Origin of the sequence: Comamonas sp. 17RB (assembly GCF_030056555.1) — a bacterium.
Lineage (GTDB): Bacteria > Pseudomonadota > Gammaproteobacteria > Burkholderiales > Burkholderiaceae_C > Comamonas > Comamonas terrigena.
The window spans coordinates 219,072-241,660 of the sequence record NZ_JASHHY010000008.1 but is presented as its reverse complement, the minus strand read 5'-3'; the positions used below and the strand labels follow the sequence as shown (position 1 = coordinate 241,660).

General features: G+C 63.7%; 27 protein-coding genes. 23 read left to right on the top strand and 4 right to left on the bottom strand.

Annotated features, from left to right (window positions below; all coding sequences use genetic code 11):
* The first annotated feature begins 44 nt into the window (after positions 1-44).
* The 5 genes from QM470_RS15840 to QM470_RS15820 all read left to right on the top strand — a co-directional run bounded on the left by QM470_RS15840 (position 45) and on the right by QM470_RS15820 (position 4,346).
* On the top strand, positions 45-1,172 hold the full coding sequence (locus QM470_RS15840) for an MlaE family ABC transporter permease (protein WP_283339906.1): 1,128 nt from the start codon (positions 45-47) through the stop codon (positions 1,170-1,172).
* Complete coding sequence (locus tag QM470_RS15835; RefSeq protein WP_283339905.1) at positions 1,172-2,020, top strand: ABC transporter ATP-binding protein; 849 nt, start codon at positions 1,172-1,174, stop codon at positions 2,018-2,020. Before QM470_RS15840 ends, QM470_RS15835 begins: the two co-directional genes overlap by 1 nt.
* On the top strand, positions 2,020-3,003 hold the full coding sequence (locus tag QM470_RS15830) for an MlaD family protein (RefSeq protein ID WP_283339903.1): 984 nt from the start codon (positions 2,020-2,022) through the stop codon (positions 3,001-3,003). The genes QM470_RS15835 and QM470_RS15830 overlap by 1 nt, the downstream gene beginning before the upstream one ends.
* Before the next feature lie 16 nt (positions 3,004-3,019).
* Positions 3,020-3,667 (top strand): ABC-type transport auxiliary lipoprotein family protein, encoded by a 648-nt coding sequence (locus tag QM470_RS15825; protein ID WP_127446176.1) that lies wholly within the window; start codon positions 3,020-3,022, stop codon positions 3,665-3,667.
* A 154-nt stretch (positions 3,668-3,821) separates the two neighbouring features.
* Positions 3,822-4,346, top strand: a complete 525-nt coding sequence (locus QM470_RS15820; protein WP_279999820.1) for a hemerythrin domain-containing protein — start codon at positions 3,822-3,824, stop codon at positions 4,344-4,346.
* Between the two features lie 121 nt (positions 4,347-4,467).
* Here the strand turns inward: QM470_RS15820 and QM470_RS15815 are convergent, their stop codons facing one another.
* Positions 4,468-5,106, bottom strand: a complete 639-nt coding sequence (locus tag QM470_RS15815) for a MarC family protein (RefSeq protein ID WP_280012124.1) — start codon at positions 5,104-5,106, stop codon at positions 4,468-4,470.
* Between the two features lie 9 nt (positions 5,107-5,115).
* The gene (locus QM470_RS15810) at positions 5,116-5,874 is read right to left on the bottom strand and encodes an SDR family oxidoreductase (protein WP_283339902.1); all 759 of its coding nucleotides are present in this window, start codon (positions 5,872-5,874) and stop codon (positions 5,116-5,118) included.
* 127 nt (positions 5,875-6,001) lie between these two features.
* On the opposite strand from QM470_RS15810, the gene QM470_RS15805 reads away from it, so the two are divergent.
* On the top strand, positions 6,002-6,715 hold the full coding sequence (locus tag QM470_RS15805) for a dienelactone hydrolase family protein (RefSeq protein ID WP_283339901.1): 714 nt from the start codon (positions 6,002-6,004) through the stop codon (positions 6,713-6,715).
* Between the two features lie 51 nt (positions 6,716-6,766).
* Here the strand turns inward: QM470_RS15805 and QM470_RS15800 are convergent, their stop codons facing one another.
* Positions 6,767-7,891: a magnesium transporter CorA family protein gene (locus QM470_RS15800; RefSeq protein ID WP_283339900.1), complete on the bottom strand. Its 1,125-nt coding sequence runs from the start codon at positions 7,889-7,891 to the stop codon at positions 6,767-6,769.
* 98 nt (positions 7,892-7,989) lie between these two features.
* Entirely contained in the window at positions 7,990-9,003 is a 1,014-nt protein-coding gene (gene hemB / locus QM470_RS15795) for a porphobilinogen synthase (protein WP_066538930.1), read from the bottom strand.
* 306 nt (positions 9,004-9,309) lie between these two features.
* Here hemB and QM470_RS15790 point away from each other — a divergent pair, with 306 nt between their 5' ends.
* From QM470_RS15790 to rpsC, 17 genes are all read left to right on the top strand, one after another.
* Positions 9,310-9,726 carry a CopD family protein gene (locus QM470_RS15790; protein WP_066538875.1) on the top strand — a complete coding sequence of 139 codons (417 nt, stop codon included), beginning with the start codon at positions 9,310-9,312 and terminating at the stop codon, positions 9,724-9,726.
* 74 nt (positions 9,727-9,800) lie between these two features.
* Complete coding sequence (locus tag QM470_RS15785; protein WP_283339899.1) at positions 9,801-10,916, top strand: VanZ family protein; 1,116 nt, start codon at positions 9,801-9,803, stop codon at positions 10,914-10,916.
* Complete coding sequence (locus QM470_RS15780; protein ID WP_066538877.1) at positions 10,913-11,272, top strand: (2Fe-2S) ferredoxin domain-containing protein; 360 nt, start codon at positions 10,913-10,915, stop codon at positions 11,270-11,272. Before QM470_RS15785 ends, QM470_RS15780 begins: the two co-directional genes overlap by 4 nt.
* A gap of 84 nt (positions 11,273-11,356) precedes the next feature.
* The gene (locus QM470_RS15775) at positions 11,357-12,001 is read left to right on the top strand and encodes an alpha/beta hydrolase (protein ID WP_218333378.1); all 645 of its coding nucleotides are present in this window, start codon (positions 11,357-11,359) and stop codon (positions 11,999-12,001) included.
* 66 nt (positions 12,002-12,067) lie between these two features.
* Complete coding sequence (locus tag QM470_RS15770) at positions 12,068-13,237, top strand: D-alanyl-D-alanine carboxypeptidase family protein (RefSeq protein WP_066538879.1); 1,170 nt, start codon at positions 12,068-12,070, stop codon at positions 13,235-13,237.
* A 211-nt stretch (positions 13,238-13,448) separates the two neighbouring features.
* A complete protein-coding gene (gene rpsL / locus QM470_RS15765) occupies positions 13,449-13,826 on the top strand; it encodes a 30S ribosomal protein S12 (RefSeq protein WP_003059441.1) in 378 nt (125 codons plus the stop codon).
* 168 nt (positions 13,827-13,994) lie between these two features.
* A complete protein-coding gene (gene rpsG, locus QM470_RS15760; protein ID WP_066538882.1) occupies positions 13,995-14,468 on the top strand; it encodes a 30S ribosomal protein S7 in 474 nt (157 codons plus the stop codon).
* A 146-nt stretch (positions 14,469-14,614) separates the two neighbouring features.
* Complete coding sequence (gene fusA / locus QM470_RS15755; protein ID WP_066538883.1) at positions 14,615-16,723, top strand: elongation factor G; 2,109 nt, start codon at positions 14,615-14,617, stop codon at positions 16,721-16,723.
* A 184-nt stretch (positions 16,724-16,907) separates the two neighbouring features.
* Positions 16,908-18,098 (top strand): elongation factor Tu, encoded by a 1,191-nt coding sequence (gene tuf / locus QM470_RS15750; protein ID WP_098066016.1) that lies wholly within the window; start codon positions 16,908-16,910, stop codon positions 18,096-18,098.
* Between the two features lie 25 nt (positions 18,099-18,123).
* Positions 18,124-18,435, top strand: coding sequence for a 30S ribosomal protein S10 (gene rpsJ, locus QM470_RS15745; protein ID WP_003059431.1), 312 nt, complete (start codon positions 18,124-18,126; stop codon positions 18,433-18,435).
* 204 nt (positions 18,436-18,639) lie between these two features.
* The gene (rplC, locus tag QM470_RS15740; RefSeq protein WP_066541975.1) at positions 18,640-19,314 is read left to right on the top strand and encodes a 50S ribosomal protein L3; all 675 of its coding nucleotides are present in this window, start codon (positions 18,640-18,642) and stop codon (positions 19,312-19,314) included.
* On the top strand, positions 19,314-19,934 hold the full coding sequence (rplD, locus tag QM470_RS15735; RefSeq protein WP_066541974.1) for a 50S ribosomal protein L4: 621 nt from the start codon (positions 19,314-19,316) through the stop codon (positions 19,932-19,934). Before rplC ends, rplD begins: the two co-directional genes overlap by 1 nt.
* Positions 19,931-20,245, top strand: a complete 315-nt coding sequence (gene rplW / locus QM470_RS15730; protein WP_066541973.1) for a 50S ribosomal protein L23 — start codon at positions 19,931-19,933, stop codon at positions 20,243-20,245. The genes rplD and rplW overlap by 4 nt, the downstream gene beginning before the upstream one ends.
* Positions 20,246-20,247: 2 nt before the next feature.
* Positions 20,248-21,072, top strand: coding sequence for a 50S ribosomal protein L2 (rplB, locus tag QM470_RS15725; protein ID WP_066541971.1), 825 nt, complete (start codon positions 20,248-20,250; stop codon positions 21,070-21,072).
* A gap of 10 nt (positions 21,073-21,082) precedes the next feature.
* Complete coding sequence (gene rpsS, locus QM470_RS15720) at positions 21,083-21,358, top strand: 30S ribosomal protein S19 (RefSeq protein WP_066541969.1); 276 nt, start codon at positions 21,083-21,085, stop codon at positions 21,356-21,358.
* Positions 21,359-21,367: 9 nt separating this feature from the next.
* Positions 21,368-21,700 (top strand): 50S ribosomal protein L22, encoded by a 333-nt coding sequence (gene rplV / locus QM470_RS15715; RefSeq protein WP_020229468.1) that lies wholly within the window; start codon positions 21,368-21,370, stop codon positions 21,698-21,700.
* Between the two features lie 16 nt (positions 21,701-21,716).
* Positions 21,717-22,589, top strand: coding sequence for a 30S ribosomal protein S3 (rpsC, locus tag QM470_RS15710; protein WP_066541967.1), 873 nt, complete (start codon positions 21,717-21,719; stop codon positions 22,587-22,589).

Sequence of the window (22,589 nt, the reverse complement as noted above, 5' to 3'; positions counted from 1 at the left end):
CCTGTGGTCTTGTCTGTTGCCGGAGTAGCCCTATCACCTTGCCCATGACTTCCTTGCCGCCGCAGCTGCAACGCCAGAACACCCCGGAAGGGGCCTGGGCCGTGCTGCAGGGCCGATGGGGCGCCGCCGATTTCGGTGACCGCGCCCACTGGGCGCGCGTGCAGGCACAGCTCAAGGCGGTGCCGGCGCAGCCCGATCTGGGCTGGGATCTGCACGGTGTGGACTGGCTGGACCATGTGGGTGCCCAGCTGCTGTGGCAGCACTGGCAGGGCCAATGGCCTGCGCGCCTGCAGGCCACGCCGGGGCAAAAAGCCATGCTGCAGCGGGTGGAACGCTTCACCGCGCCCCCGGCGCCCACGCCCAAGCCCCATCCGGTGCGCGAGGCCGTGGAGTCTCTGGGGTGCATGGTCATCCACGGGCGCGAACATCTGCTGGCCATGGTGCAGCTGGTCGGCCAATTGCTGCTGGATGTGCTGCGCCTGCTGCGCGCACCGCTGCGCGGACCCTGGCGCGATGTCTCGGGCCACCTCTACAACATGGGGGCCATGGCCTTGCCCATCACGGCCCTGGTGGGTTTTCTGATCGGCGTGGTGCTGGCCTATCTGATGTCGCTGCAACTGCGCCAGTTCGGGGCAGAGGCCTTCATCGTCAACATCCTGGGCATTTCGCTGATCCGGGAGCTGGGGCCGCTGCTGGGTGCCATTCTGGTGGCAGGTCGCACCGGCTCGGCCATCACGGCCCAGATCGGCGTGATGCGGGTGACCGAGGAGCTTGACGCCATGCAGGTCATGGGCATTCCCCAGGGCTACCGCCTGGTGATGCCGCGTGCATTGGCGCTGGCGCTGGCCATGCCCCTGATCAGCCTGTGGACCACGCTGGCCGCGCTGGCCGGCGGCATGCTGGCGGCGGACATGACCATGGGCATCTCGGCCGCGTACTTTCTGCAGTCGCTGCCGGACGCGGTCAACGTCGGCAATCTGTGGCTGGCCATGGGCAAGTCGGTGGTGTTCGGTGTATTCATCGCACTGATCGGCTGCCACTGGGGCCTGCGGGTGGAACCCAACACCCAGAGCCTGGGCCAGGGCACCACGGCCTCGGTGGTCACGGCCATCACCATGGTGATCGTGGTGGATGCGGTCTTCGCCATTCTGTTTCGCAACGTGGGTTTCTGATGACCGATACCGCAGTCTCTCTCCCTTCCGCGGCCGCAGCCCCCTGGGCGCAGGGCGAGCGCGTGGTGCACATCGACAAGCTGTGGAGCATCTTCGGTGAAGGCGAGAGCCAGTTCGCCGTGCACCAGGACCTGGACCTGGACATCTACCGCGGCGAGATGCTGTCCATCGTCGGCGGCTCGGGGACCGGCAAGACGGTGCTGTTGCGCCAGATCCTGGGGCTGCTGCAGCCGGGCAAGGGCACGGTGCAGGTGCTGGGCCAGCCGGCGGCGGCCATGGGGGGCGACGGCGCGGCCAGCCGCGTGGGCATGCTGTTCCAGCAGGGGGCGCTGTATTCGGCCTTCAACGTGCTGGACAACGTGGCCTTTCCGCTGCGCGAGCTGGGGACGTTGCCGCGCGCGCTGGTGGATGCCGCCGCCCTGGTCAAGCTGCAGATGGTGGGCCTCAAGCCTGAGCACGCCACGCGCATGCCGGCCGACCTGTCGGGTGGCATGATCAAGCGGGTGGCGCTGGCGCGGGCGCTGATCATGGACCCGCCGCTGCTGCTGCTGGACGAACCCACGGCGGGACTGGACCCGAATGGCTCGGACGATTTCTGTGCGCTGCTGCGCGAGCTGCATGCCGAGCTGGACCTGACCGTGGTCATGGTCACCCACGATCTGGATACGCTGTTCGCACTGTCCAGCCGCGTGGCCGTGCTGGCCGAGAAAAAAGTGCTGGTCACCGGCACACCGCAGGAGGTGGCGGTCTTTCCCCACCCCTTTGTTGCGCAATTCTTTCAGGGTGAGCGTGGCCGCAGGGCCATGGCACCCGCACCATCCGGGCCGGGCCCAGAGGGAGGTCAATGATGGAAAACAAGTCCCATGCCATGGCCGCAGGCCTGTTCGTGGTGGCGGTGGTCTGCCTGCTGGCAGGGCTGGCCATGTGGCTGACACGCGACCGCCACCAGTATGTGGAATACGAAATGTCCACCAAGGACGCCATCAGCGGCCTGCAGCCCCAGGCCACGGTGCGCTACAAGGGTGTGTCGGTGGGCAAGGTCACGCGCATCGGCTTTGATCCGCAAAGCAGCGGCAATGTGCTGATCCGCATTGCGGTCGACGCGGATGCCCCGGTCAGCCCCCAGACCACCTATGCCCAGCTGGGCTACCAGGGGGTGACCGGCATCGCCCACATCCAGCTGGACGACAGCGATACACCGCAAAGCGTGCTGGCCGCCGGGCCCAGCGGACTGCCGCGTCTGCCCATGCGCTCCTCGCCGCTGACCGTGCTGGCCGACCAGGGCATGCTCATCATGGGGCGGGTGGATGAAGCCACGCGCCGCATCAACGAGTTGCTGGGCACCGAGAACCAGCAGCGCTTCTCGGCCGCATTGGGTGACATTGCCGGTGCTGCCAAGGGGGTGAACGAGTTGACCCACAGCCTGAACCGCACCATCACCGAGCGCATCGACCCGGCGGCGGCCCAGCTGCCGGAGCTGTCCGAGAACGCCCGGCGCAGCATGCTGGCGCTGGAGAAGGCAGGGCAGGAGGCCGGTCAACTGGCCACCGAGGTGCGCCAGCTGGCGCAGCGCCTGCAGAACCAGGGCGGGCCGATGGACCAGCTGGAGCGCGGCGCCGAGTCCATGGGGGCGGCGGCCGAGCAGCTGTCCCGCACCACCTTGCCGGCCGTGACCCAGGCGGCCAGCGACGTCTCGCGCGCTGCGCGCGGCATGGGCGCGGCGGCCTCGGGCATCACCAACAACCCCCAGTCCCTGATTTTTGGCGAAGGCCGTGTCCAGCCAGGACCGGGCGAGCCGGGCTTTGCCGCACCTGCTGCGGCCGGCCGCTGAGGCCAAGGAGAACACCATGCGTGCAAGCACTTTGTGGGGAGCCGCCTTGCTGGCGACGGGGCTGAGCGCCTGCAGCAACCTGCCCTCGTCGCCCAACCAGCCGGCGCGTTTCGACCTGGGGCCGCTGCCCGCGGTGGCCGCTGCGGCACCTGCCAGCGTCCACCCGGTGCTGGCGCTGGCCGATATCCAGGCGCGGGCCCAGAACGAGAACAGCACCTCCGTGCTCTACCGCCTGGCCTATGCCGATGCCAACGCCCAGCATGCCTATGCCTATGCGCGCTGGAGCCAGCCGCCGGCGGTGCTGGTGCAGCAGCGGCTGCGCGACATCCTGAGCCAGGACCGGATCGTGCTGTCCGCCGAGCGTGGGGCCCAGGCGCCGCGCGTGCAGGGCCAGACACCACCAGTGCTGCAGCTGGCGCTGGAAGAGTTTGAACAGGTGTTCACCGGCAGCACGGCCAGCGTGGGGGCACTGCGCTTGCGTGCCACCTTGATCGACTCCCGGCGCGGCGGGGATGTGCTGCTGGGACAGCGGCTGTTCGCCCTGCAGCAGCCGGCCAGTGCCGCCAATGCGGCCGCGGGCGCGCAGGCCCTGGCCCAGGCGGTGGACCAGGCCGGGCTGCAGCTGCAGCAATGGCTGACGCAGCTGCCCGCCAAAGCCCCCTGAAGCCGTTGGCACACCGCCTGTGGCGGTGTGCCAGGGGAGCGCAACCGGTCCGCTGGACGGCGGTCCCCGGACAGTGAATCCTTGATGTGGCTCAACCTGCAGGGCCACTGTGTCGCCGTAAGCTGCCCTGCATTGCAATTTGCGGAGCAGGCACATGGCCACACTGGAATGGAGCGACGAACTGGCGCTGGATATGGCGGCGATGGACGACACGCACCAGGAGTTCGTTGACCTGCTGGCCGTGGTGGAAGAAGCCCCCGATGCGGAGCTGCCCGCCGCCTGGCAGGCGCTGGTGGAACATACCGATGGCCACTTCGGCCAGGAAGACCGCTGGATGGTCAGCACCGGTTTTGCGCCGGACAACTGCCACAGCCTGCAACACCGCGTCGTGCTGCAGATCATGCGCGAGGGGGCGGAGCGCGGCGCCCAGGGCGAGCTGCATGTGATCCGCGGCATGGCGGCCGAGCTGGTGACCTGGTTCACCCACCATGCCCAGACCATGGATGCGGCGCTGGCCAAGCACCTCCAGGATGTGAATTTCGATCCCGCCTCGGGGGTGGTCTACCTGCCGCAATCGCTGCCGCAGGCCCCCATCCACGGCTGCGGTGGGGCCTGTTCCACGGGCGATGACCATGTGGAGCAGCAGACCCGCACGGAACAGGTGGCCAGCAGTCTCTAGGCTTCCGGACGGACAAGGGGGAGCGGGGAGGCAAGCAGCAAGAAGAAGCGGGCGCGGGAAGGGGAATGCTCCTTCCCGCAGCCATGCCACCACCGTACGGCCCAGGGACGGGCCGCGGGCGTCAGTGGGCGCCGGCCAGTGCCGGAAAGATTTTCACCAGGCCGCCGGCCATCACCTCGATGGCCAGGGCCGCCAGGATCAGGCCCATCAGGCGGGTCATCACATTGATACCGGTCTTGCCCAGCACGCGGCTGATGGGGTCGGCCAGCGAGAAGGCGGCCCACACGGCGGCTGCCACCACCACGCCATAGCCCAGCAGCGCCACATGCTGCCAGATGCTGCGCGCTTGATCGGCATAGATCACCACGGTGGACATGGCGGCCGGCCCGGTCAGCAGCGGAATCGTCAACGGGACCACCGCAATGCTGTTGCCCATGGCCGCTTTTTCGGCACCGGCTTCCATCGTGCCGGTGTTGGGCCGGTCTTCGGCCGGCCGGGCGTTGAGCATGTTCATCGCACTGATCAGCAGCAACAGGCCGCCGCCGACCTGAAAGCTCTGCAGCGAGATGTTGAAGAAGTCCAGCACCTGCAGGCCGATCAGCGCACAGGCACAGATCACCACACAGGTGCTGATGGCGGCGGTGCGGATGGTCTGGCGGCGCTGGGTCTCGTCAAACCCCTGGGTGTAGTGGATGAAAAAGGGGACGATCGCCAGCGGGTTGACGATGGCCACCAGCGTGATCAGGGGTTTGAGGTCCATGGGTGTATTTCAGTGCCGGCCACCGGAGACTTCGGTGAAACTGGCCGTGGTGTAGCTGGAAGCGGGAGACATCAGCCACAGGATAGCTTCTGCCACCTCTTCGGCGGAGCCGCCGCGCTGCATGGGGACCTGGTGTTGCAGTTCACGCACACGGTCGGGCAGACCGCCGCTGGCGTGGATCTCGGTCTCGATCAGCCCCGGGCGCACCGCGTTGACGCGGATCCCCTCGGCCGCCACTTCCTTGGCCAGACCGCGCGTCATCACATCCACCGCACCTTTGGCCGCTGCGTAGTCCACATACTGGTTGGCAGCGCCCAGCAAGGCAGCGGCACTGGAGACATTGACGATGCTGCCGCCCTGGCCGCCGCGGGCCGTGCTCATGCGGCGCACGGCCTCGCGCGCACAGTAGAAGCTGCCCAGCACATTGACGCGGAACATGCGCTCCAGCCGCGCAGCGGACATGTCGGCCACCTGGCTGGGGCGGTCCACCACGCCGGCGTTGTTCACCAGGGCCGACAGCGGCCGGCCCCAGTGGCGGTCCATGGCTGCATACATCGCCACCACCTGGGCCTCATCGCCCACATCGCCTTGCACGGCCATGGCCTCGCCACCCGCGCACTGGATCTCGTGCACCAGGGCGTCGGCGGCATCGCGGCGCTGCTGGTAGTTCACGGCCACGGCCCAGCCCCGGGCCGCTGCCAGGCGGGCGGTTGCGGCGCCAATACCACGGCTGGCACCGGTAATCAGCGCAATGGGTGGTAGCGACATACGGTCTCCTGTAAAAATCGTGCTGTGTCTGGCATACCGTCAGGCATTACAGCACGGCCCCTGCCCGCAGGGTGCCGTGGCCCCGTCCCCGCTTTGACCACGGCGCCCGATCCCCCGAGGAAGCTCCATGCCCCACACCGGCCAACTCCTGAATCTGCAGACCCCCGACGGTCGCCTGCTGCCTGCCTGGGCGGCCATTCCCGAAGGCCCGTTGTGCGGGGCGGTGGTGGTGCTGCAGGAGATCTTCGGCGTCAACAGCCACATCCGCGCCGTGACCGAGCGTTTTGCCGCACGGGGTTTTGCGGCCGTGGCGCCGGCGCTGTTCTACCGCCTGGCACCCTGCGACACCTTGGGCGTGGAGCTGGGCTACAGCGATGCCGACATGCAGCAGGGCCGCCAGCTCAAGGCCCAGGCCGAAGCCCTGCCGCCCCCCGGCATGGCGCAGGACGTTGGCACTGCCGTGGACTGGCTGGCCACCACCACCGGCCAGAAAGTGGGGGCTGTGGGCTTTTGCTGGGGCGGATTGCTGGCTTGGCGCGCGGCCTGCAGCCTGCAGCAGCTGTCGGCAGCCGTCTGCTACTACGGCGGCGGCATGACCGGGCCCGAGGAGCGCAGCCGCCAGCCGCTGTGCCCGGTGATGGCGCATTTCGGCCGCCAGGACCATTTCATCCCTGTCGATACGGTGCTGGTCTTTGACCAGGTCCAGCCCCAGGCCCAGGTGTTTGTCTACGATGCCGACCACGGCTTCAACTGTGACCAGCGCGCCAGCTACGACGATGCCTCGGCCCTGGTGGCGCGGGACAGGACGCTGGCATTTCTGGATACGCAGCTGCGCACCTGAGGGCGGGCGCGCCGCGCCCTTGCCTGCACCGGGCGTCTGCGCTGCGTGGTCTCAGCGCAGGCTGTTGCGGTCCAGGTAGCGCCTGCGCCAGAAGAACACCAGCAGCGCCAGGGCGATCAGCCCCATGCTGGCCATGGCCCACCAGAAGCCGTGACTTTGGTGGATCCAGGGAATGAATTCGAAGTTCATGCCGAAGATGGCCGCAATCAGGTTCAGCGGCAGGAACACGGCGGTGAGCGTGGTCAGCGTGCGCATGATGTCGTTGGCGCGGTTGCTCTGCGACGAGAAATGCATCTGCACCGCCGCTTCGGCGCTCTGCTCGATGCGGCGCACATGGTGGATCACGCGCTCGATGTGCTCCAGCACGTCGCGTGAGCGCACACGTAGCAGCTCGTGCTCGCGCCGGTCGTGGCCGGAGTCGTCGGGCCAGCTGTCCATGGCCTCGATCCAGTCCTGCACGGCACCGCGCTGGTCTTCGCAGATTTCGTCCAGCTGGTGCAGCGCCAGGCGGGCATCCAGCACCGCGCTCCAGTCGTGGAACTTGGCGCGTGGGCGCAGCAGCGACAGCTGCCAGTGGTCCAGCTGGCGTGTCATCACGCGGCGCAGGTCCAGGTAGCCGTCGACCATCTGGTTGAGCATGCGCAGCATCAGGTCGGCCGGGCTGTGCGGCAGCTTGGCGGCGCCGGGCCGGCCTTCGGGCACCTGGCGGGCCGTTTCCAGCCGCTGCTGGAACTGCTGTTGCAGCGGACAGGCGGGCGGGTGCACGGTCAGCAACAACTGGTCGTACACCGCAAAGCCGATGGGCTGGGTGCGCACGCGCTGCAGCACCGGGGTGGGTGGCGGCGCGGTGCCGCCCTTGCCGGCGGCGCGGATGGCGGCGGGGGAGTCGCTGGCGCCGGAGTCCACCAGGCGGTGGAACAGCATCACGTCGTACTGGGAGGTGTAGTCCGAGGTGGACGGGATGTGGGCGTTGAGCAGGTCGGACACATGCAGGTCCAGCAGCGGCGCACCGCAGACGGCCTGCAGCATGGCCTGGATTTCCGGCAGCCGGGCCTCGAGCTCGGTGCGCTCGCAGGCCAGCCACCAGAAGCTGCCCGGCTCCGGCGCAGCGGAGGGCAGGGCGGTGCCTCGGTCTTCCACCAGGTGGGCAGCGGGGTGGATGCGCAGCAGGTGCATGTCGTGCCTAAAAAAGGCCGCTGCCGGGGCTGCCTGCGCTGGCGGAGCCGGTCAGCGGCGGTGGCCGCAGGGGCCGGGTGGAGCGCTGTGGCCCCGGCTTACGCTTGCTGGCGCAGCTTCTTGGCCGCGTCGATGGCGAAGTAGGTCAGGATGCCATCGGCACCGGCACGCTTGAAGGCCAGCAGGGCTTCCATCATCACCGCGTCGTGGTCCAGCCAGCCGTTGGCGGCCGCGGCCTTGAGCATGGCGTACTCGCCCGACACCTGGTAGGCAAAGGTGGGCACCTTGAACTCGTCCTTGACGCGGCGCACCACGTCCAGATACGGCATGCCGGGCTTGACCATCACCATGTCCGCGCCTTCGGCCAGATCCAGCGCCACTTCGCGCAGCGCTTCGTCGGTGTTGGCGGGGTCCATCTGGTAGACGTTCTTGTCGGCCTTGCCCAGCGCGCCACGGGTGCCCACGGCGTCGCGGAAGGGGCCGTAGAAGGCGCTGGCGTACTTGGCGCTGTAGGCCATGATCCGGGTGTGGATATGGCCTTGCAGCTCCAGCGCTTCGCGGATGGCGCCGATGCGGCCATCCATCATGTCGCTGGGTGCCACCATGTCCACGCCGGCAGCGGCGTGGTTCAGTGCCTGGCCGACCAAGACTTCCACGGTTTCATCGTTCAGGATGTAGCCGGTCTCGTCCAGGATGCCGTCCTGGCCGTGGCTGGTGTAGGGGTCCAGCGCCACATCGGTCATCACGCCCAGGCCGGGGAACTCCTTTTTCAGGGCACGCACCACGCGGGGGATCAGGCCGTCGGGGTTCAGGGCCTCCTTGCCATCGGGCGTCTTGAGCGCAGCGTCGATGTTGGGGAACAGGGCCAGCACCGGGATTTCCAGCTTCACGCATTCTTCGGCCACCGGCAACAGCAGGTCCAGGCTGAGGCGGTCCACACCGGGCATGGAGGGCACGGCTTCGCGGCGGTTCGTGCCTTCGTGCACAAACACCGGGTAGATGAAGTCGTGGGCCGACAGGCGGTTCTCGCGCACCAGATTGCGGGTGAAAGCGTCGCGGCGCAGGCGACGGGGGCGGTTCTGGGGAAAGGGGGTGGGGTTGGACAAATGCATGCTGCCATTGTGCCCCTGGCTGCGGGTGCTGTCATGCAGTGCTCCGCAGGCACTGCAAGCCATGGGATGCCGCTGGTCCCGCCGCTGGCGGCGGGTTTTTCCGTTGGTGGCGACCATTGGGCGTGTAACAGCCAGCTTCTGACGAACAGTGTGCGCTGGCTGAGGGTGGAGCGCTAGATTGCATGCCGGAGCCGGTTCGCTGGATCCCCTGCTTCACCTCCCTGAGCAGGTCCTCGTTTCGAGGAATTTCCCAGCCCGGCTTCGGCCGGGCTTTTTTACGGTGCGTACGGCTCGTACACTGGACCCATGTTGTGGGTCAAAGCTTTTCACATTGTGTTCGTGGCCAGCTGGTTCGCTGGCCTCTTCTATCTGCCACGCATTTACGTCAATCTGGCCATGGTGACGCCCGGCTCCGTGGCCGAGCGCGAACGTCTGCTGTTGATGGCACGCAAACTGCTGCGCTTCACCACCATGCTGGCCGTGCCCGCCGTGGGCCTGGGTCTGTGGCTGTGGCTGGGTTACGGTTTTGCCGGCGGCTGGCTGCACGCCAAGCTGGCGGTGGTGGCGCTGGTGGTGGTCTACCACGGGGTCTGCGCCCGGCTGCTGCAGCAGCTGGCGGCCGATGACTGCCGCCACAGCCACCGGTGGTTTCGCTGGTTCAATGAAATTCCGGTGCTGCTGTTGATCGTGGCGGTGGTGCTGGTGGTGGTCAAGCCTTTCTAAGCCCCGCTTTCCACGTGGAAAGCACTGCGGCCGCGCCTGCGCTGGTGCGCCGCGAGGAGGAGAATTTTCGCCCTATGCAGCCACGCAGCTCCGCATGGACCCTGGCGGCCATCTATGCCGCGCTGATTGTGTTCGCCAGCCTGTTTCCGTTCGAAGGCTGGCGCGTGCAGGGGGTGGATCCGTGGGTGTTTCTGACGGCGAAGCTGCCGCCTCCCTACTGGACCTGGTTCGACGTCAATACCAACATCGCCGGCTATGTGCCCCTGGGCTTTCTGCTGGCGCTGGGCATGCTGCGCGATGGCCGGCGTGCCCGCTGGGCCGTGCCGCTGGCGGCGCTGCTGGGTGCGTCGCTGTCGCTGGGCATGGAGTTCCTGCAGATCTACCTGCCGCGGCGGGTGCCGTCGAATCTGGACCTGTCGCTGAACGCCGCGGGCGCGCTGCTGGGGGCCTTGCTGGCGGCGCTGCTGGAGCGCCTGGGCGCCCTGCAGCGCTGGGCGCAGTTTCGTGAGCGCTGGCTGGCGCCGGGGTCCGGCGGTGCGGTGGCTTTGCTGGCGCTGTGGCCGGCGGCGCTGCTGTTCCCCACGGCCCTGCCATTCGGGCTGGGCCAGGTACTGGAGCGGCTGGATCTGTGGCTGGACGAGCAGCTGGAAGACACGCCGTTCATGAGCTGGCTGCCGCTGTGGGATGCGCCCATGACGCCGCTGACGCCCGGAGCCGAGTTGCTGTGCGTGATGCTGGGCCTGCTGATCCCCTGTCTGCTGGGCTACTGCGTCATCACGCACAAGCTGCGGCGGGCGGTGTTTGCGATCTGCATCGTGCTGGCGGGGGTGGGGGTGACGGCCCTGTCGGCGGCGCTGACCTATGGGCCGGTCCATGCCTGGGAATGGCTGCAGGCGCCGGGGCGTGCGGCCATCTGGGGTGGGGTGCTGGTGGCGCTGGCCTTGGTGCCGGTGCCGCGGCGCATCTGCGGCGTGCTGCTGCTGGTGGCCTTGTCCATGCACCTGAGCTGGCTCAACCAGGCGTCCACCGATGTCTACTTTGCACAGACGCTGCAGGTGTGGGAGCAGGGGCGCTTCATCCGCTTCTACGGTCTGGCCCAGTGGCTGGGCTGGCTGTGGCCGTACGCCACCCTCATCTATGTGGGCTGGTATGTGGCGCAGCGCGCTGCCGCTCCTAGAATGGCGGCATGAGCGATCACTCCCGTGCGCCCGAGGCGCAAGCCGGCTACTACGCCCGCCACATCTTCTTCTGCCTGAATGAACGCCCCAATGGCGAAGACTGCTGTGCCCTGCATGGCGCCAAGGAAGGCTTCGACCATTGCAAGAAGCGGGTCAAGGAAGCCGGTCTGGCCGGCAAAGGCCAGGTGCGCGTGAACAAGGCCGGGTGCCTGGACCGCTGTGCGGCCGGCCCGGTGGCCGTGGTCTATCCCGAAGGCACCTGGTACACCTTTGTGGACGAGGCGGACATCGATGAAATCGTCGATTCCCACCTGAAGCACGGCCAGGTGGTGGAGCGTCTGCTGGTGCCGCCGGAACTTGGGCGCTGAAACGCGCTCACACGCTTCATTGGCCAAATTACCCTGCTGGACGCGCTGTGTTTGCGCGAGCAGCTCCTGATGGAATAGCAGTACGTGAATGTGCAGACTGAAAAATTCACCCTGACTGGCGCGGCAGGCGCCATCGAGGCCTTGCGTGACCAGCCCAGCCTGGACGGGGGGCTGCAGGCCCCGCGCGGCGTGGCGGTGATCACCCATCCGCACCCGCTGTTCGGCGGCACCATGGACAACAAGGTGGTGCAGACCCTGGCACGTGCCTTTGTGCAGTGCGGCTGGACCACGGTGCGTTTCAATTTCCGTGGTGTGGGCGCCAGCGCCGGCACGCACGATGCAGGCCGCGGCGAGCTGGACGACCTGCTGGCCGTGGTGCGCCAGGTGGCGCCCGAGGGGCCGCTGGCACTGGCCGGCTTTTCCTTTGGGGCCTTTGTGGCCAGCCATGCCCTGGCCACGCTGTGGCACGAAGGCCGCATCGCCAAGGCCGTGCTGGTGGGGACGGCGGCCAGCCGCTTCGAGGTGGCGCCTGTGCCACCCGAGGCCCATGAGCGCACGCTGGTGGTCCACGGCGAGCAGGACGACACCGTGCCCCTGTCCGCCGTGATGGACTGGGCACGGCCACAGATACTGCCTGTAACCGTCGTGCCCGGAGGCGGGCATTTCTTCCACGGACAATTGCCGTTGCTCAAAGGGTTGGTGGTGCGCCACCTGCAGTCGGCAACATGATGGCTGGAAGGCCGTCGCTCACCCTTTTTCTTTTGTTTTGTCTATTTGTCTGAGCATTCTGTTCCCATGAAAACTGTGAAAACGCACCTGCAAGCCCTGGTTCTGAGTGCGGCCCTGGTGCCGGTCTGGGGTCTGGCGCAGATCGCCCAACCCCAACCCCCCGAGATCGCGGCCCGCAACTACCTGCTGATCGATGTGACGGCCAACCAGATCCTGGCCTCCAAGGAGCCGGATGTGGCCATCGAGCAAGCCTCGCTGACCAAGCTGATGACGGGCTATCTGGTGTTCGACGCGCTGCGCACCAAGAAGATCACGCTGGAGCAGACGCTGCCGGTGAGCGAGCAGGCCTGGAAGATGCCGGGTTCGCGCATGTTCATCGACCCCAAGATGCAGGTGAAGGTGGATGACCTGCTGCACGGCATGATCGTGCAGTCGGGCAACGATGCGACCATGGCGCTGGCAGAAGGTGTGGGCGGCAGCAAGGAAAACTTCGTGCGCCTCATGAACGAGCAGGCCAAGGCCCTCGGCATGAAGAACACCTCGTACAAGAACCCCGAAGGTCTGACCGAGCCGGGTCACCTGACGACGGCGCGTGACCTGTCCATCCTGGCCACGCGCCTGATGCATGACTTCCCCCAGTACATGCACTACTACGCGACCAAGCAGTATCGCTACCCGGGCACGCCTGCGTCCAATAGCAATAATCGCAACGCTTTGTTGTTCCGTGATCCCACGGTAGACGGTCTGAAGACCGGCCACACCGCTGCCGCGGGCTACTGCCTGGTGGCCACGGCCAAGCGCGACATGCCCAATGTGGGCAGCCGCCGCCTGCTGTCCATCGTGCTGGGCACGGCCAGCGAGAACGCCCGTTCGGGCGAAAGCCAGAAGCTGCTGAACTGGGGTTACACCGCGTTCGACGGCGTCAAGCTGTTCGATGCCGGTCAGCCCGTGGAAGAAGCCCGTCTGTGGAAGGGCCAGAAGGACGCGCTGAAGATCGGCCAGGAAAGCGCCATTGTGGTGACCGTGCCGGCCGGCAGCGCAGGCAAGCTGACCACCCAGGTGGTGCGCAAGGATCCGCTGGTGGCGCCCATCGCCAAGGGGCAGAACGTAGGCTCCCTGAAGGTGCTGCTGGGTGCGGACACCGTGGCCGAAGTGCCTGTGGTGGCGCTGGAAGATGTGCCGGAAGCCGGCTTCTTCGGTCGCCTGTGGGATGCCATCCGCCTCTGGATCATGTAAGCAGTCCGGGCGGAGCGCCGGCGGCCCGTGCCGCTGCCGGCGCGCAAGTGCTTGATTCCACGAGGCTTGTGCAGCCGGTGGTTAGCAAGGGGTTATGCAAGGTCCCTTGCTTGCACTTGACCAAGCTGGTACATTTGAGGGCTTTTCGGAATTTCCGAAGGGTTTCACGTTTTCGCTTTGAAAAGCAAATTCACGTTTAGGGACGTTTTTAATGCCAACCATTAACCAACTCGTGCGTCAGGGCCGCACGGTCGAAGTTGTCAAATCCAAGAGCCCTGCTATGGAAAACTGCCCCCAACGCCGTGGCGTGTGCACCCGTGTGTACACCACCACGCCTAAGAAGCCTAACTCGGCTCTGCGTAAGGTGGCCAAGGTGCGTCTGACCAACGGTTTCGAAGTCATTTCGTACATCGGCGGTGAAGGCCACAACCTGCAAGAACACAGCGTGGTGCTGGTTCGCGGCGGCCGTGTGAAGGACTTGCCTGGTGTGCGTTACCACATCGTGCGCGGTTCGCTTGACCTGCAAGGCGTCAAGGACCGTAAGCAAGCCCGTTCCAAGTACGGTGCCAAGAAGCCTAAGGCCAAGTAAGCCCTGGTTTTTTGAAAAGACAAGTAGGTGCTGTATCCCGCGTGGCGCGAGATTCAGCGTAGTGACCCGAAGCGCAAATGTTTTGTGTGGGTCGAGTAAGTGGGAGTCCAGTTTTGGCTCTCGCGGTGTCTGAAAAGACGCCAACTGAAGCAAAGATAGAGGTAAAAAATGCCACGTCGTCGCGAAGTCCCCAAACGTGAAATTCTGCCGGATCCCAAGTTCGGCAATGTCGAGCTGTCCAAGTTCATGAACGTGATCATGGAAGGCGGCAAGAAGGCTGTTGCAGAACGCATCATCTACGGTGCTCTGGAACTGATCTCCAAGAAGTCGCCCGAGAAGGACGCTCTGGAAGTGTTCACCACCGCCATCAACAACGTGAAGCCCATGGTGGAAGTGAAGTCCCGCCGCGTGGGTGGCGCCAACTACCAGGTGCCCGTGGAAGTGCGCCCTGTCCGTCGTCTGGCTCTGTCCATGCGCTGGATCAAGGAAGCCGCCCGCAAGCGTGGTGAGAAGTCCATGGCCCAACGCCTGGCCAACGAACTGATGGAAGCCACCGAAGGTCGTGGCGGCGCTATGAAGCGCCGTGACGAAGTGCACCGCATGGCCGAAGCCAACAAGGCTTTCAGCCACTTCCGCTTCTAATCGGAATTTCGCTCTCGCGAACGGGGCCGCACGCAAAAACTTGCTGCGGCCTTGTCTCGATTTAGAGCGTCCCCATATTGAACTGCTGGCCCTGCACACAAGGCGGGGTCCAGCAGATCTCCCATACGATCAATCAAGGATCCATCATGGCTCGCAAGACCCCCATCGAGCGCTACCGCAATATCGGTATTTCGGCGCACATCGACGCAGGCAAAACCACCACGACCGAACGTATCCTGTTCTACACAGGCGTGACCCACAAGCTGGGCGAAGTGCACGATGGTGCTGCTACGACCGACTGGATGGAGCAGGAACAAGAGCGCGGTATCACGATCACTTCGGCTGCCGTGACCTGCTTCTGGAAGGGTATGGATCTGTCCTACCCCGAACACCGCTTCAACATCATCGACACCCCCGGCCACGTGGACTTCACCATTGAGGTGGAGCGTTCCATGCGCGTGCTGGACGGTGCTTGCATGGTGTACTGCGCTGTGGGCGGCGTGCAGCCCCAGTCCGAAACCGTGTGGCGTCAGGCCAACAAGTACAAGGTGCCTCGTCTGGCCTTTGTGAACAAGATGGACCGTACCGGTGCCAACTTCTTCAAGGTCTACGACCAGATGAAGCTGCGCCTGAAGGCCAACCCTGTGCCCGTGGTGATCCCCATCGGCGCCGAAGACAACTTCAAGGGCGTGGTCGATCTGGTCAAGATGAAGGCCATCATCTGGGACGAAGCTTCCCAGGGCATGAAGTTCGAATACCAGGACATCCCCGCTGAGCTGGTGGAATCCGCCAACAAGTGGCGTGAAAACCTGGTGGAAGCTGCTGCCGAAGCGTCGGAAGAGCTGATGAACAAGTACCTGGAAGAAGGTACTCTGACTGAAGAAGAAGTGAAGCTCGGCGTGCGTACCCGTACCCTGGCCACCGAAATTCAGCCCATGCTGTGCGGTACCGCCTTCAAGAACAAGGGTGTGCAGCGCATGCTGGACGCCGTGATCGACTACCTGCCCGCGCCTGTGGACATCCCCGACGTTACCGGTACCGATCCTGATGACGAAGAGAAGAAGCTGTCGCGCAAGGCTGACGATGCTGAGAAGTTCTCGGCTCTGGCCTTCAAGCTGATGACTGACCCGTTCGTGGGCCAGCTGACCTTCGTGCGCGTGTACTCCGGCGTTCTGACCAAGGGCGAGACCGTTCTGAATGCCGTCAAGGGCAAGAAGGAACGTATCGGCCGTATCGTGCAGATGATGGCCAACGACCGCGTGGAAGTCGAAGAAATCCGTGCTGGCGACATCGCTGCCTGCGTGGGTCTGAAGGACGTGACCACCGGTGAAACCCTGTGCGACATCGCCGCTCCCATCGTGCTGGAACGCATGGTCTTCCCCGAGCCCGTGATTGCACAGGCTGTGGAACCCAAGTCCAAGGCCGACCAGGAAAAGATGGGTATCGCTCTGTCGCGTCTGGCTGCAGAAGATCCTTCCTTCCGCGTGCGTACCGACGAAGAATCCGGTCAGACCATCATCGCCGGTATGGGCGAGCTGCACCTGGAAATCATCGTTGACCGCATGAAGCGTGAATTCAACGTGGAAGCCAACGTGGGCAAGCCCCAAGTGGCCTACCGCGAAACGATCCGCAACACGGTCAAGGACGTGGACGGCAAGTTCGTTCGCCAATCCGGTGGTAAGGGTCAGTACGGTCACGTGGTTCTGACGCTGGAGCCTCAAGAGGCCGGCAAGGGCTTCGAGTTCGTCGACGAAATCAAGGGCGGTGTGGTTCCTCGCGAATACATCCCTGCGGTGGAAAAGGGCGTGATCGAAGCCCTGACTTCCGGCGTGCTGGCTGGCTACCCCGTGGTGGACGTCAAGGTGCGTCTGACCTTCGGTTCGTACCACGACGTGGACTCGAACGAAATGGCGTTCAAGATGGCCGCCATCTTCGGTTTCAAGGAAGCTGCCCGCAAGGCCAACCCCGTCATCCTGGAACCCATGATGGCTGTGGAAGTGGAAACGCCTGAAGACTACGCCGGTACGGTGATGGGTGACCTGTCTTCCCGTCGCGGTATGGTGCAGGGCATGGACGACATGGTTGGTGGCGGCAAGGCCATCAAGGCCGAAGTGCCTCTGTCGGAAATGTTCGGCTACGCCACGTCGCTGCGTTCGATGACCCAAGGTCGCGCCAGCTACACGATGGAGTTCAAGCACTACGCTGAAGCTCCTCGTAACGTGGCCGAAGCCATCGTGGCCGCTCGCGCTAAGTAAGCATTTCGGTCATAATCCGAAATTCGCCCGAAGGCAGCTATCGCTGCTTTCGGGCGAACTCGGATTGAAACAAGTTGCCGGTCTGCGACTGCATGCCGTCCTGTCACCTGTGCGGGGCGAAACAGCAATGCGGTGCAGACCTTAAACATCACACAGGTTTGCTCTTTTCTCTGGAGAATTTGCAATGGCAAAAGAAAAATTTGAACGTACCAAGCCCCACGTGAACGTGGGCACCATCGGTCACGTTGACCACGGTAAGACCACCCTGACGGCTGCTATCGCTACCGTTCTGTCGAAGAAGTTTGGCGGCGAAGCCAAGGCCTACGACCAGATCGACGCTGCACCCGAAGAAAAGGCCCGCGGTATTACCATCAACACCGCTCACGTTGAGTACGAAACGGCTAACCGCCACTACGCTCACGTGGACTGCCCCGGTCACGCCGACTATGTGAAGAACATGATCACCGGCGCTGCCCAGATGGACGGCGCTATCCTGGTGTGCTCGGCCGCTGACGGCCCCATGCCCCAGACCCGCGAACACATCCTGCTGTCGCGTCAGGTGGGCGTGCCTTACATCATCGTCTTCCTGAACAAGGCTGACATGGTGGACGACGAAGAACTGCTGGAGCTGGTCGAAATGGAAGTGCGCGAGCTGCTGTCCAAGTACGACTTCCCCGGCGACGACACCCCCATCATCCGCGGCTCTGCCAAGCTGGCTCTGGAAGGCGACCAATCCGACAAGGGTGAACCCGCTATCCTGCGTCTGGCCGAAGCTCTGGACACCTACATCCCCACGCCTGAGCGCGCTGTGGACGGTGCCTTCCTGATGCCCGTGGAAGACGTGTTCTCGATCTCCGGTCGTGGTACCGTGGTGACCGGCCGTATCGAACGCGGCATCATCAAGGTCGGCGAAGAAATCGAAATCGTCGGTATCAAGGACACCCAGAAGACCACTGTCACGGGCGTGGAAATGTTCCGCAAGCTGCTGGACCAAGGTCAAGCTGGCGACAACGTGGGTCTGCTGCTGCGCGGCACCAAGCGTGAAGACGTGGAACGTGGCCAAGTGCTGTGCAAGCCCGCTTCGATCAAGCCCCACACCCACTTCACCGCTGAGGTGTATGTGCTGTCGAAGGACGAAGGCGGCCGCCACACTCCTTTCTTCAACAACTACCGTCCCCAGTTCTACTTCCGTACCACCGACGTGACCGGCTCCATCGAGCTGCCCGCCGACAAGGAAATGGTGATGCCTGGTGACAACGTGTCGATCACTGTGAAGCTGATCGCCCCCATCGCCATGGAAGAAGGTCTGCGTTTCGCTATCCGCGAAGGCGGCCGTACCGTGGGCGCTGGCGTGGTTGCTACCATCATTGCCTAATTCTTAGCACAACTAGGAATTAACAATGTCCAAGCAAAAGATCCGCATCCGCCTGAAGGCATTCGACTACAAGCTGATCGATCAGTCTGCAGCCGAGATCGTTGACACCGCCAAGCGCACCGGCGCGATCGTCAAGGGCCCCGTGCCCCTGCCGACCCGCATGAAGCGCTTCGACATCCTGCGTTCGCCGCACGTCAACAAGACCAGCCGTGACCAGTTCGAAATCCGTACGCACCAGCGTCTGATGGACATCGTGGACCCCACCGACAAGACTGTGGACGCCCTGATGAAGTTGGACCTGCCTGCTGGCGTGGACGTCGAAATCAAACTGCAATAAGACCTGGGTGAGGTGATTTCACCTCACATCGGTTCTTCCTTTTAACGCGAACTTGCTTGAAAAAGCAGTTCGCGTTAAAATTTGGAGCTTCGCTAATTTCTAGCGGAGTTTTATCAACCTTCTTTCGTGCGCTTCAGGGCTTTCCTGGTTGGGCGCAACGCTGGGCCAATTGCAGTTACAGCGGCGAAAGTTTTGGAGAAACAAATGAGTCTGAGCAACTCCCTGGGGTTGCTGGGCCGCAAGGTGGGCATGATGCGTCTGTTCACTGATGACGGGGACGCAGTGCCTGTCACAGTGGTGGATGTTTCTAACAACCGCGTGACCCAGATCAAAACCCAAGAGAACGATGGCTATGTGGCCCTGCAGGTCACATTCGGCGCACGCAAAGCTTCGCGTGTGACCAAGCCTCAAGCCGGCCACCTTGCCAAGGCAGGTGTGGAAGCCGGTGAAGTGACCCAAGAATTCCGAGTGACCGAAGAAACTGCTGCCAAGTACGCAGCAGGTGCAGTGCTGCCCGTGGCAGAACTGTTCGCCGTCGGTCAAAAGGTGGACGTGCAAGGCACCTCCATCGGTAAGGGCTTCCAAGGCACGATCAAGCGTCACAACTTCGGTGCACAACGCGCTTCGCACGGTAACAGCCGTTCGCACCGCGTGCCCGGTTCTATCGGTATGGCACAAGACCCCGGTCGCGTGTTCCCCGGTAAGCGCATGTCCGGCCATATGGGCGACGTGACTGTGACCACCCAAAACCTCGACGTGGTTCGTATCGACGAAGCACGCCAACTGCTCTTGATCAAGGGCGCTGTTCCTGGCTCCAAGGGTGGCTTCGTGTCCGTGCGTCCCGCCGTGAAGGCCCAAGCTTCTAAAGGAGCGAACTAATGCAGCTCGAACTCCTGAATGAGCAAGGCCAGGCCGCATCCAAGTGCGATGTGCCTGAAACCGTGTTCGGCCGTGATTTCAACGAAGACCTGGTCCACCAGATCGTGACCGCCTTCCGTGCCAACGCACGTCAAGGTACCCGCGCTCAAAAGGACCGTGAGCAAGTGCGTCACACCACTGCCAAGCCTTTCAAGCAAAAGGGCACTGGTCGTGCACGTGCCGGTATGTCCTCCTCGCCTCTGTGGCGTGGCGGCGGTCGCATCTTCCCGAATCTGCCTGAAGAAAACTTCACGCAGAAGATCAACAAGAAGATGTACCGCGCTGGCATGGCTTCCATCCTGTCGCAGCTGGCTCGCGAAGGCCGTCTGGCCGTGGTGGACTCCCTGAAGCTGGAAAGCCCCAAGACCAAGGTCCTGGCTGACAAGTTCAAGTCCATGAACCTGGAGTCGGTGATGGTGATCGCCGAGGAAGTCGACGAGAACCTGTACCTGGCTTCGCGCAATCTGAAGAACGTGTTCGTGGTGGAGCCTCGCTACGCCGATCCCGTTTCGCTGATCCATTACAAGAAAGTGCTCGTCACCAAGGGCGCAATCGACAAACTCAAGGAGATGTTCGCATGAGCACGCTCAAGTTTGACGAAGGTCGTCTGATGCAAGTGTTGGTCGCTCCCATCGTGTCCGAAAAGGCCACCATGGTTGCCGAGAAGTCCAATGCTGTGACATTCAAGGTGCTGCAGAACGCTACCAAGCCTGAAATCAAAGCCGCTGTTGAACTGCTGTTCAAGGTGGAAGTGGCTGGCGTTTCCGTGGTGAACACCAAGGGCAAGACCAAGCGCTTCGGCAAGACCGTTGGCCGCCGCGACAATGTGCGCAAGGCTTACGTGATGCTCAAGCCCGGTCAAGAGCTGAACCTGTCTGGGGAGGCTGCTTAATCATGGCTGTTATCAAACTCAAGCCCACTTCGCCTGGCCAACGCGGCACGGTGAAGGTGACCCGCGATCACCTGTACAAGGGTGCTCCTCACGCCCCCCTGCTGGAAGCACAATTCCAGAAGGCCGGTCGTAACAACAACGGTCACATCACAACCCGTCACAAGGGCGGTGGTCACAAGCACCACTACCGTGTGGTGGACTTCAAGCGCACCAAGGACGGTATCCCAGCCAAGGTCGAGCGCATTGAATACGACCCGAACCGTACGGCCCACATCGCTCTGGTGTGCTATGCCGACGGCGAACGTCGCTACATCATTGCTCCTCGCAACCTGGAAGTGGGCGCAACCATCGTCAGCGGCTCTGAAGCGCCGATCCGCGTGGGTAACACCCTGCCGATCCGCAACATCCCTGTGGGTTCGACCATCCACTGCATCGAGCTGAACATCGGTGGCGGCGCGCAAATCGCCCGTTCCGCTGGTACCTCGGCTACGCTGCTGGCCCGCGAAGGCATCTACGCCCAAGTGCGTATGCGTTCGGGCGAAGTGCGCAAGGTGCACATCGAGTGCCGTGCCACCATCGGTGAAGTTGCCAACGAAGAACACAGCCTGCGCCAACTGGGCAAGGCCGGTGTGAAGCGTTGGATGGGTATCCGTCCGACCGTTCGCGGCGTTGCCATGAACCCTGTGGATCACCCCCACGGCGGTGGTGAAGGTCGTACCGGTGAAGGCCGTCATGCAGTTGACCCATGGGGCAATCTGACGAAGGGCTACCGTACCCGTAACAACAAGCGCACACAAGTCATGATTGTGTCGCGTCGTAAAAAGTAAGGGGTAGCAAATGACTCGTTCTCTCAAAAAGGGTCCGTTTGTTGACCATCACTTGTTGGCTAAGGTCGAAAAGGCCGTCACCACCAAGGACAAGCGCCCTGTTAAGACCTGGTCGCGTCGCTCCATGGTTCTGCCCGAGTTCATCGGTCTGACCATCGCCGTGCACAACGGCAAGCAGCACGTGCCTGTCTACATCACCGACCAAATGGTAGGTCACAAGCTGGGCGAATTCGCTCTGACTCGTACCTTCAAGGGTCACCCCGCCGACAAGAAGGCCAAGAAGTAAGGAACGACCATGTCTGAAACACGTGCAGTCCTCCGTGGCGTCCGCTTGTCGGTTGACAAGGGTCGCCTGGTCGCGGATCTGATCCGCGGCAAGAAGGTGGATCAAGCTCTGAACATCCTGGCTTTCACGCAGAAAAAAGCTGCCGTGATCGTGAAGAAGGTTCTGGAGTCCGCCATCGCCAACGCTGAGCACAACGACGGCGCCGATATCGACGAACTGAAGGTCAAGACCATCTTCGTCGAACAAGGCACCACGCTCAAGCGTTTCACCGCTCGCGCCAAGGGCCGTGGCAACCGCATCAGCAAGCCTACCTGCCACATCTACGTGACCGTGGGTAACTGAGGCCTAAAGGAAGAATATGGGACAGAAAATCCATCCTACCGGCTTCCGTCTGGCGGTGAGCCGCAACTGGGCAAGCCGTTGGTACGCAAGCAACCGTGATTTCGCCGGCATGCTGGCCGAAGACATCAAGGTTCGTGAGTACCTGAAGGCCAAGCTGAAGAACGCCGCTGTGTCGCGCGTCCTGATCGAGCGTCCTGCCAAGAACGCCCGCATCACCATTTTCTCGGCTCGTCCGGGCGTGGTGATCGGCAAGAAGGGTGAAGACATCGAGAACCTGAAGAAGGAACTCGCTACTCGCCTGGGCGTGCCTGTTGCTGTGAACATCGAAGAAGTGCGCAAGCCCGAAATCGATGCCAAGCTGATCGCTGACTCGATCACCCAGCAGCTGGAAAAGCGCATCATGTTCCGTCGCGCCATGAAGCGCGCCATGCAAAGCGCCATGCGTCTGGGTGCCCAAGGCATCAAGATCATGTCGTCGGGTCGTCTGAACGGCATCGAAATCGCACGTACCGAGTGGTACCGCGAAGGTCGCGTGCCTCTTCACACCCTGCGTGCGGACATCGACTATGGCTTCTCTGAAGCCAAGACCACCTACGGCATCATCGGCGTGAAGGTCTGGGTCTACAAGGGTGACACCTTGGGCCGCAACGATCTGCCCGCCGTGGAAACGCCCCGTCCTGACGACGAGCGTCGTCCTCGCGGTCCTCGCCGCGATGGTCGCCGTGACGGCGGTCGTGACGGTGCAGGCCGCGGTGCTCGCCGCCCTGCCGGCGGTAACGCGGCTCCTGCTGACGGTAGCGACAAGGCTGCCGCCGCTGGCGCTGACTCCGTTAAGCGCGTTCGTAAGGCTGACGCGCCCGCTACAGCAGCGGACGGTAAAGGAGAATAA

Coding starts and splice junctions, on each gene's coding strand:
- QM470_RS15840 (WP_283339906.1), top strand. CDS start 45: ATGACTTCCTTGCCGCCGCAGCTGCAACGCCAGAACACCCCGGAAGGG.
- QM470_RS15835 (WP_283339905.1), top strand. CDS start 1,172: ATGACCGATACCGCAGTCTCTCTCCCTTCCGCGGCCGCAGCCCCCTGG.
- QM470_RS15830 (WP_283339903.1), top strand. CDS start 2,020: ATGGAAAACAAGTCCCATGCCATGGCCGCAGGCCTGTTCGTGGTGGCG.
- QM470_RS15825 (WP_127446176.1), top strand. CDS start 3,020: ATGCGTGCAAGCACTTTGTGGGGAGCCGCCTTGCTGGCGACGGGGCTG.
- QM470_RS15820 (WP_279999820.1), top strand. CDS start 3,822: ATGGCCACACTGGAATGGAGCGACGAACTGGCGCTGGATATGGCGGCG.
- QM470_RS15815 (WP_280012124.1), bottom strand. CDS start 5,106: ATGGACCTCAAACCCCTGATCACGCTGGTGGCCATCGTCAACCCGCTG.
- QM470_RS15810 (WP_283339902.1), bottom strand. CDS start 5,874: ATGTCGCTACCACCCATTGCGCTGATTACCGGTGCCAGCCGTGGTATT.
- QM470_RS15805 (WP_283339901.1), top strand. CDS start 6,002: ATGCCCCACACCGGCCAACTCCTGAATCTGCAGACCCCCGACGGTCGC.
- QM470_RS15800 (WP_283339900.1), bottom strand. CDS start 7,891: ATGCACCTGCTGCGCATCCACCCCGCTGCCCACCTGGTGGAAGACCGA.
- hemB (WP_066538930.1), bottom strand. CDS start 9,003: ATGCATTTGTCCAACCCCACCCCCTTTCCCCAGAACCGCCCCCGTCGC.
- QM470_RS15790 (WP_066538875.1), top strand. CDS start 9,310: ATGTTGTGGGTCAAAGCTTTTCACATTGTGTTCGTGGCCAGCTGGTTC.
- QM470_RS15785 (WP_283339899.1), top strand. CDS start 9,801: ATGCAGCCACGCAGCTCCGCATGGACCCTGGCGGCCATCTATGCCGCG.
- QM470_RS15780 (WP_066538877.1), top strand. CDS start 10,913: ATGAGCGATCACTCCCGTGCGCCCGAGGCGCAAGCCGGCTACTACGCC.
- QM470_RS15770 (WP_066538879.1), top strand. CDS start 12,068: ATGAAAACTGTGAAAACGCACCTGCAAGCCCTGGTTCTGAGTGCGGCC.
- rpsL (WP_003059441.1), top strand. CDS start 13,449: ATGCCAACCATTAACCAACTCGTGCGTCAGGGCCGCACGGTCGAAGTT.
- rpsG (WP_066538882.1), top strand. CDS start 13,995: ATGCCACGTCGTCGCGAAGTCCCCAAACGTGAAATTCTGCCGGATCCC.
- fusA (WP_066538883.1), top strand. CDS start 14,615: ATGGCTCGCAAGACCCCCATCGAGCGCTACCGCAATATCGGTATTTCG.
- tuf (WP_098066016.1), top strand. CDS start 16,908: ATGGCAAAAGAAAAATTTGAACGTACCAAGCCCCACGTGAACGTGGGC.
- rpsJ (WP_003059431.1), top strand. CDS start 18,124: ATGTCCAAGCAAAAGATCCGCATCCGCCTGAAGGCATTCGACTACAAG.
- rplC (WP_066541975.1), top strand. CDS start 18,640: ATGAGTCTGAGCAACTCCCTGGGGTTGCTGGGCCGCAAGGTGGGCATG.
- rplD (WP_066541974.1), top strand. CDS start 19,314: ATGCAGCTCGAACTCCTGAATGAGCAAGGCCAGGCCGCATCCAAGTGC.
- rplW (WP_066541973.1), top strand. CDS start 19,931: ATGAGCACGCTCAAGTTTGACGAAGGTCGTCTGATGCAAGTGTTGGTC.
- rplB (WP_066541971.1), top strand. CDS start 20,248: ATGGCTGTTATCAAACTCAAGCCCACTTCGCCTGGCCAACGCGGCACG.
- rpsS (WP_066541969.1), top strand. CDS start 21,083: ATGACTCGTTCTCTCAAAAAGGGTCCGTTTGTTGACCATCACTTGTTG.
- rplV (WP_020229468.1), top strand. CDS start 21,368: ATGTCTGAAACACGTGCAGTCCTCCGTGGCGTCCGCTTGTCGGTTGAC.
- rpsC (WP_066541967.1), top strand. CDS start 21,717: ATGGGACAGAAAATCCATCCTACCGGCTTCCGTCTGGCGGTGAGCCGC.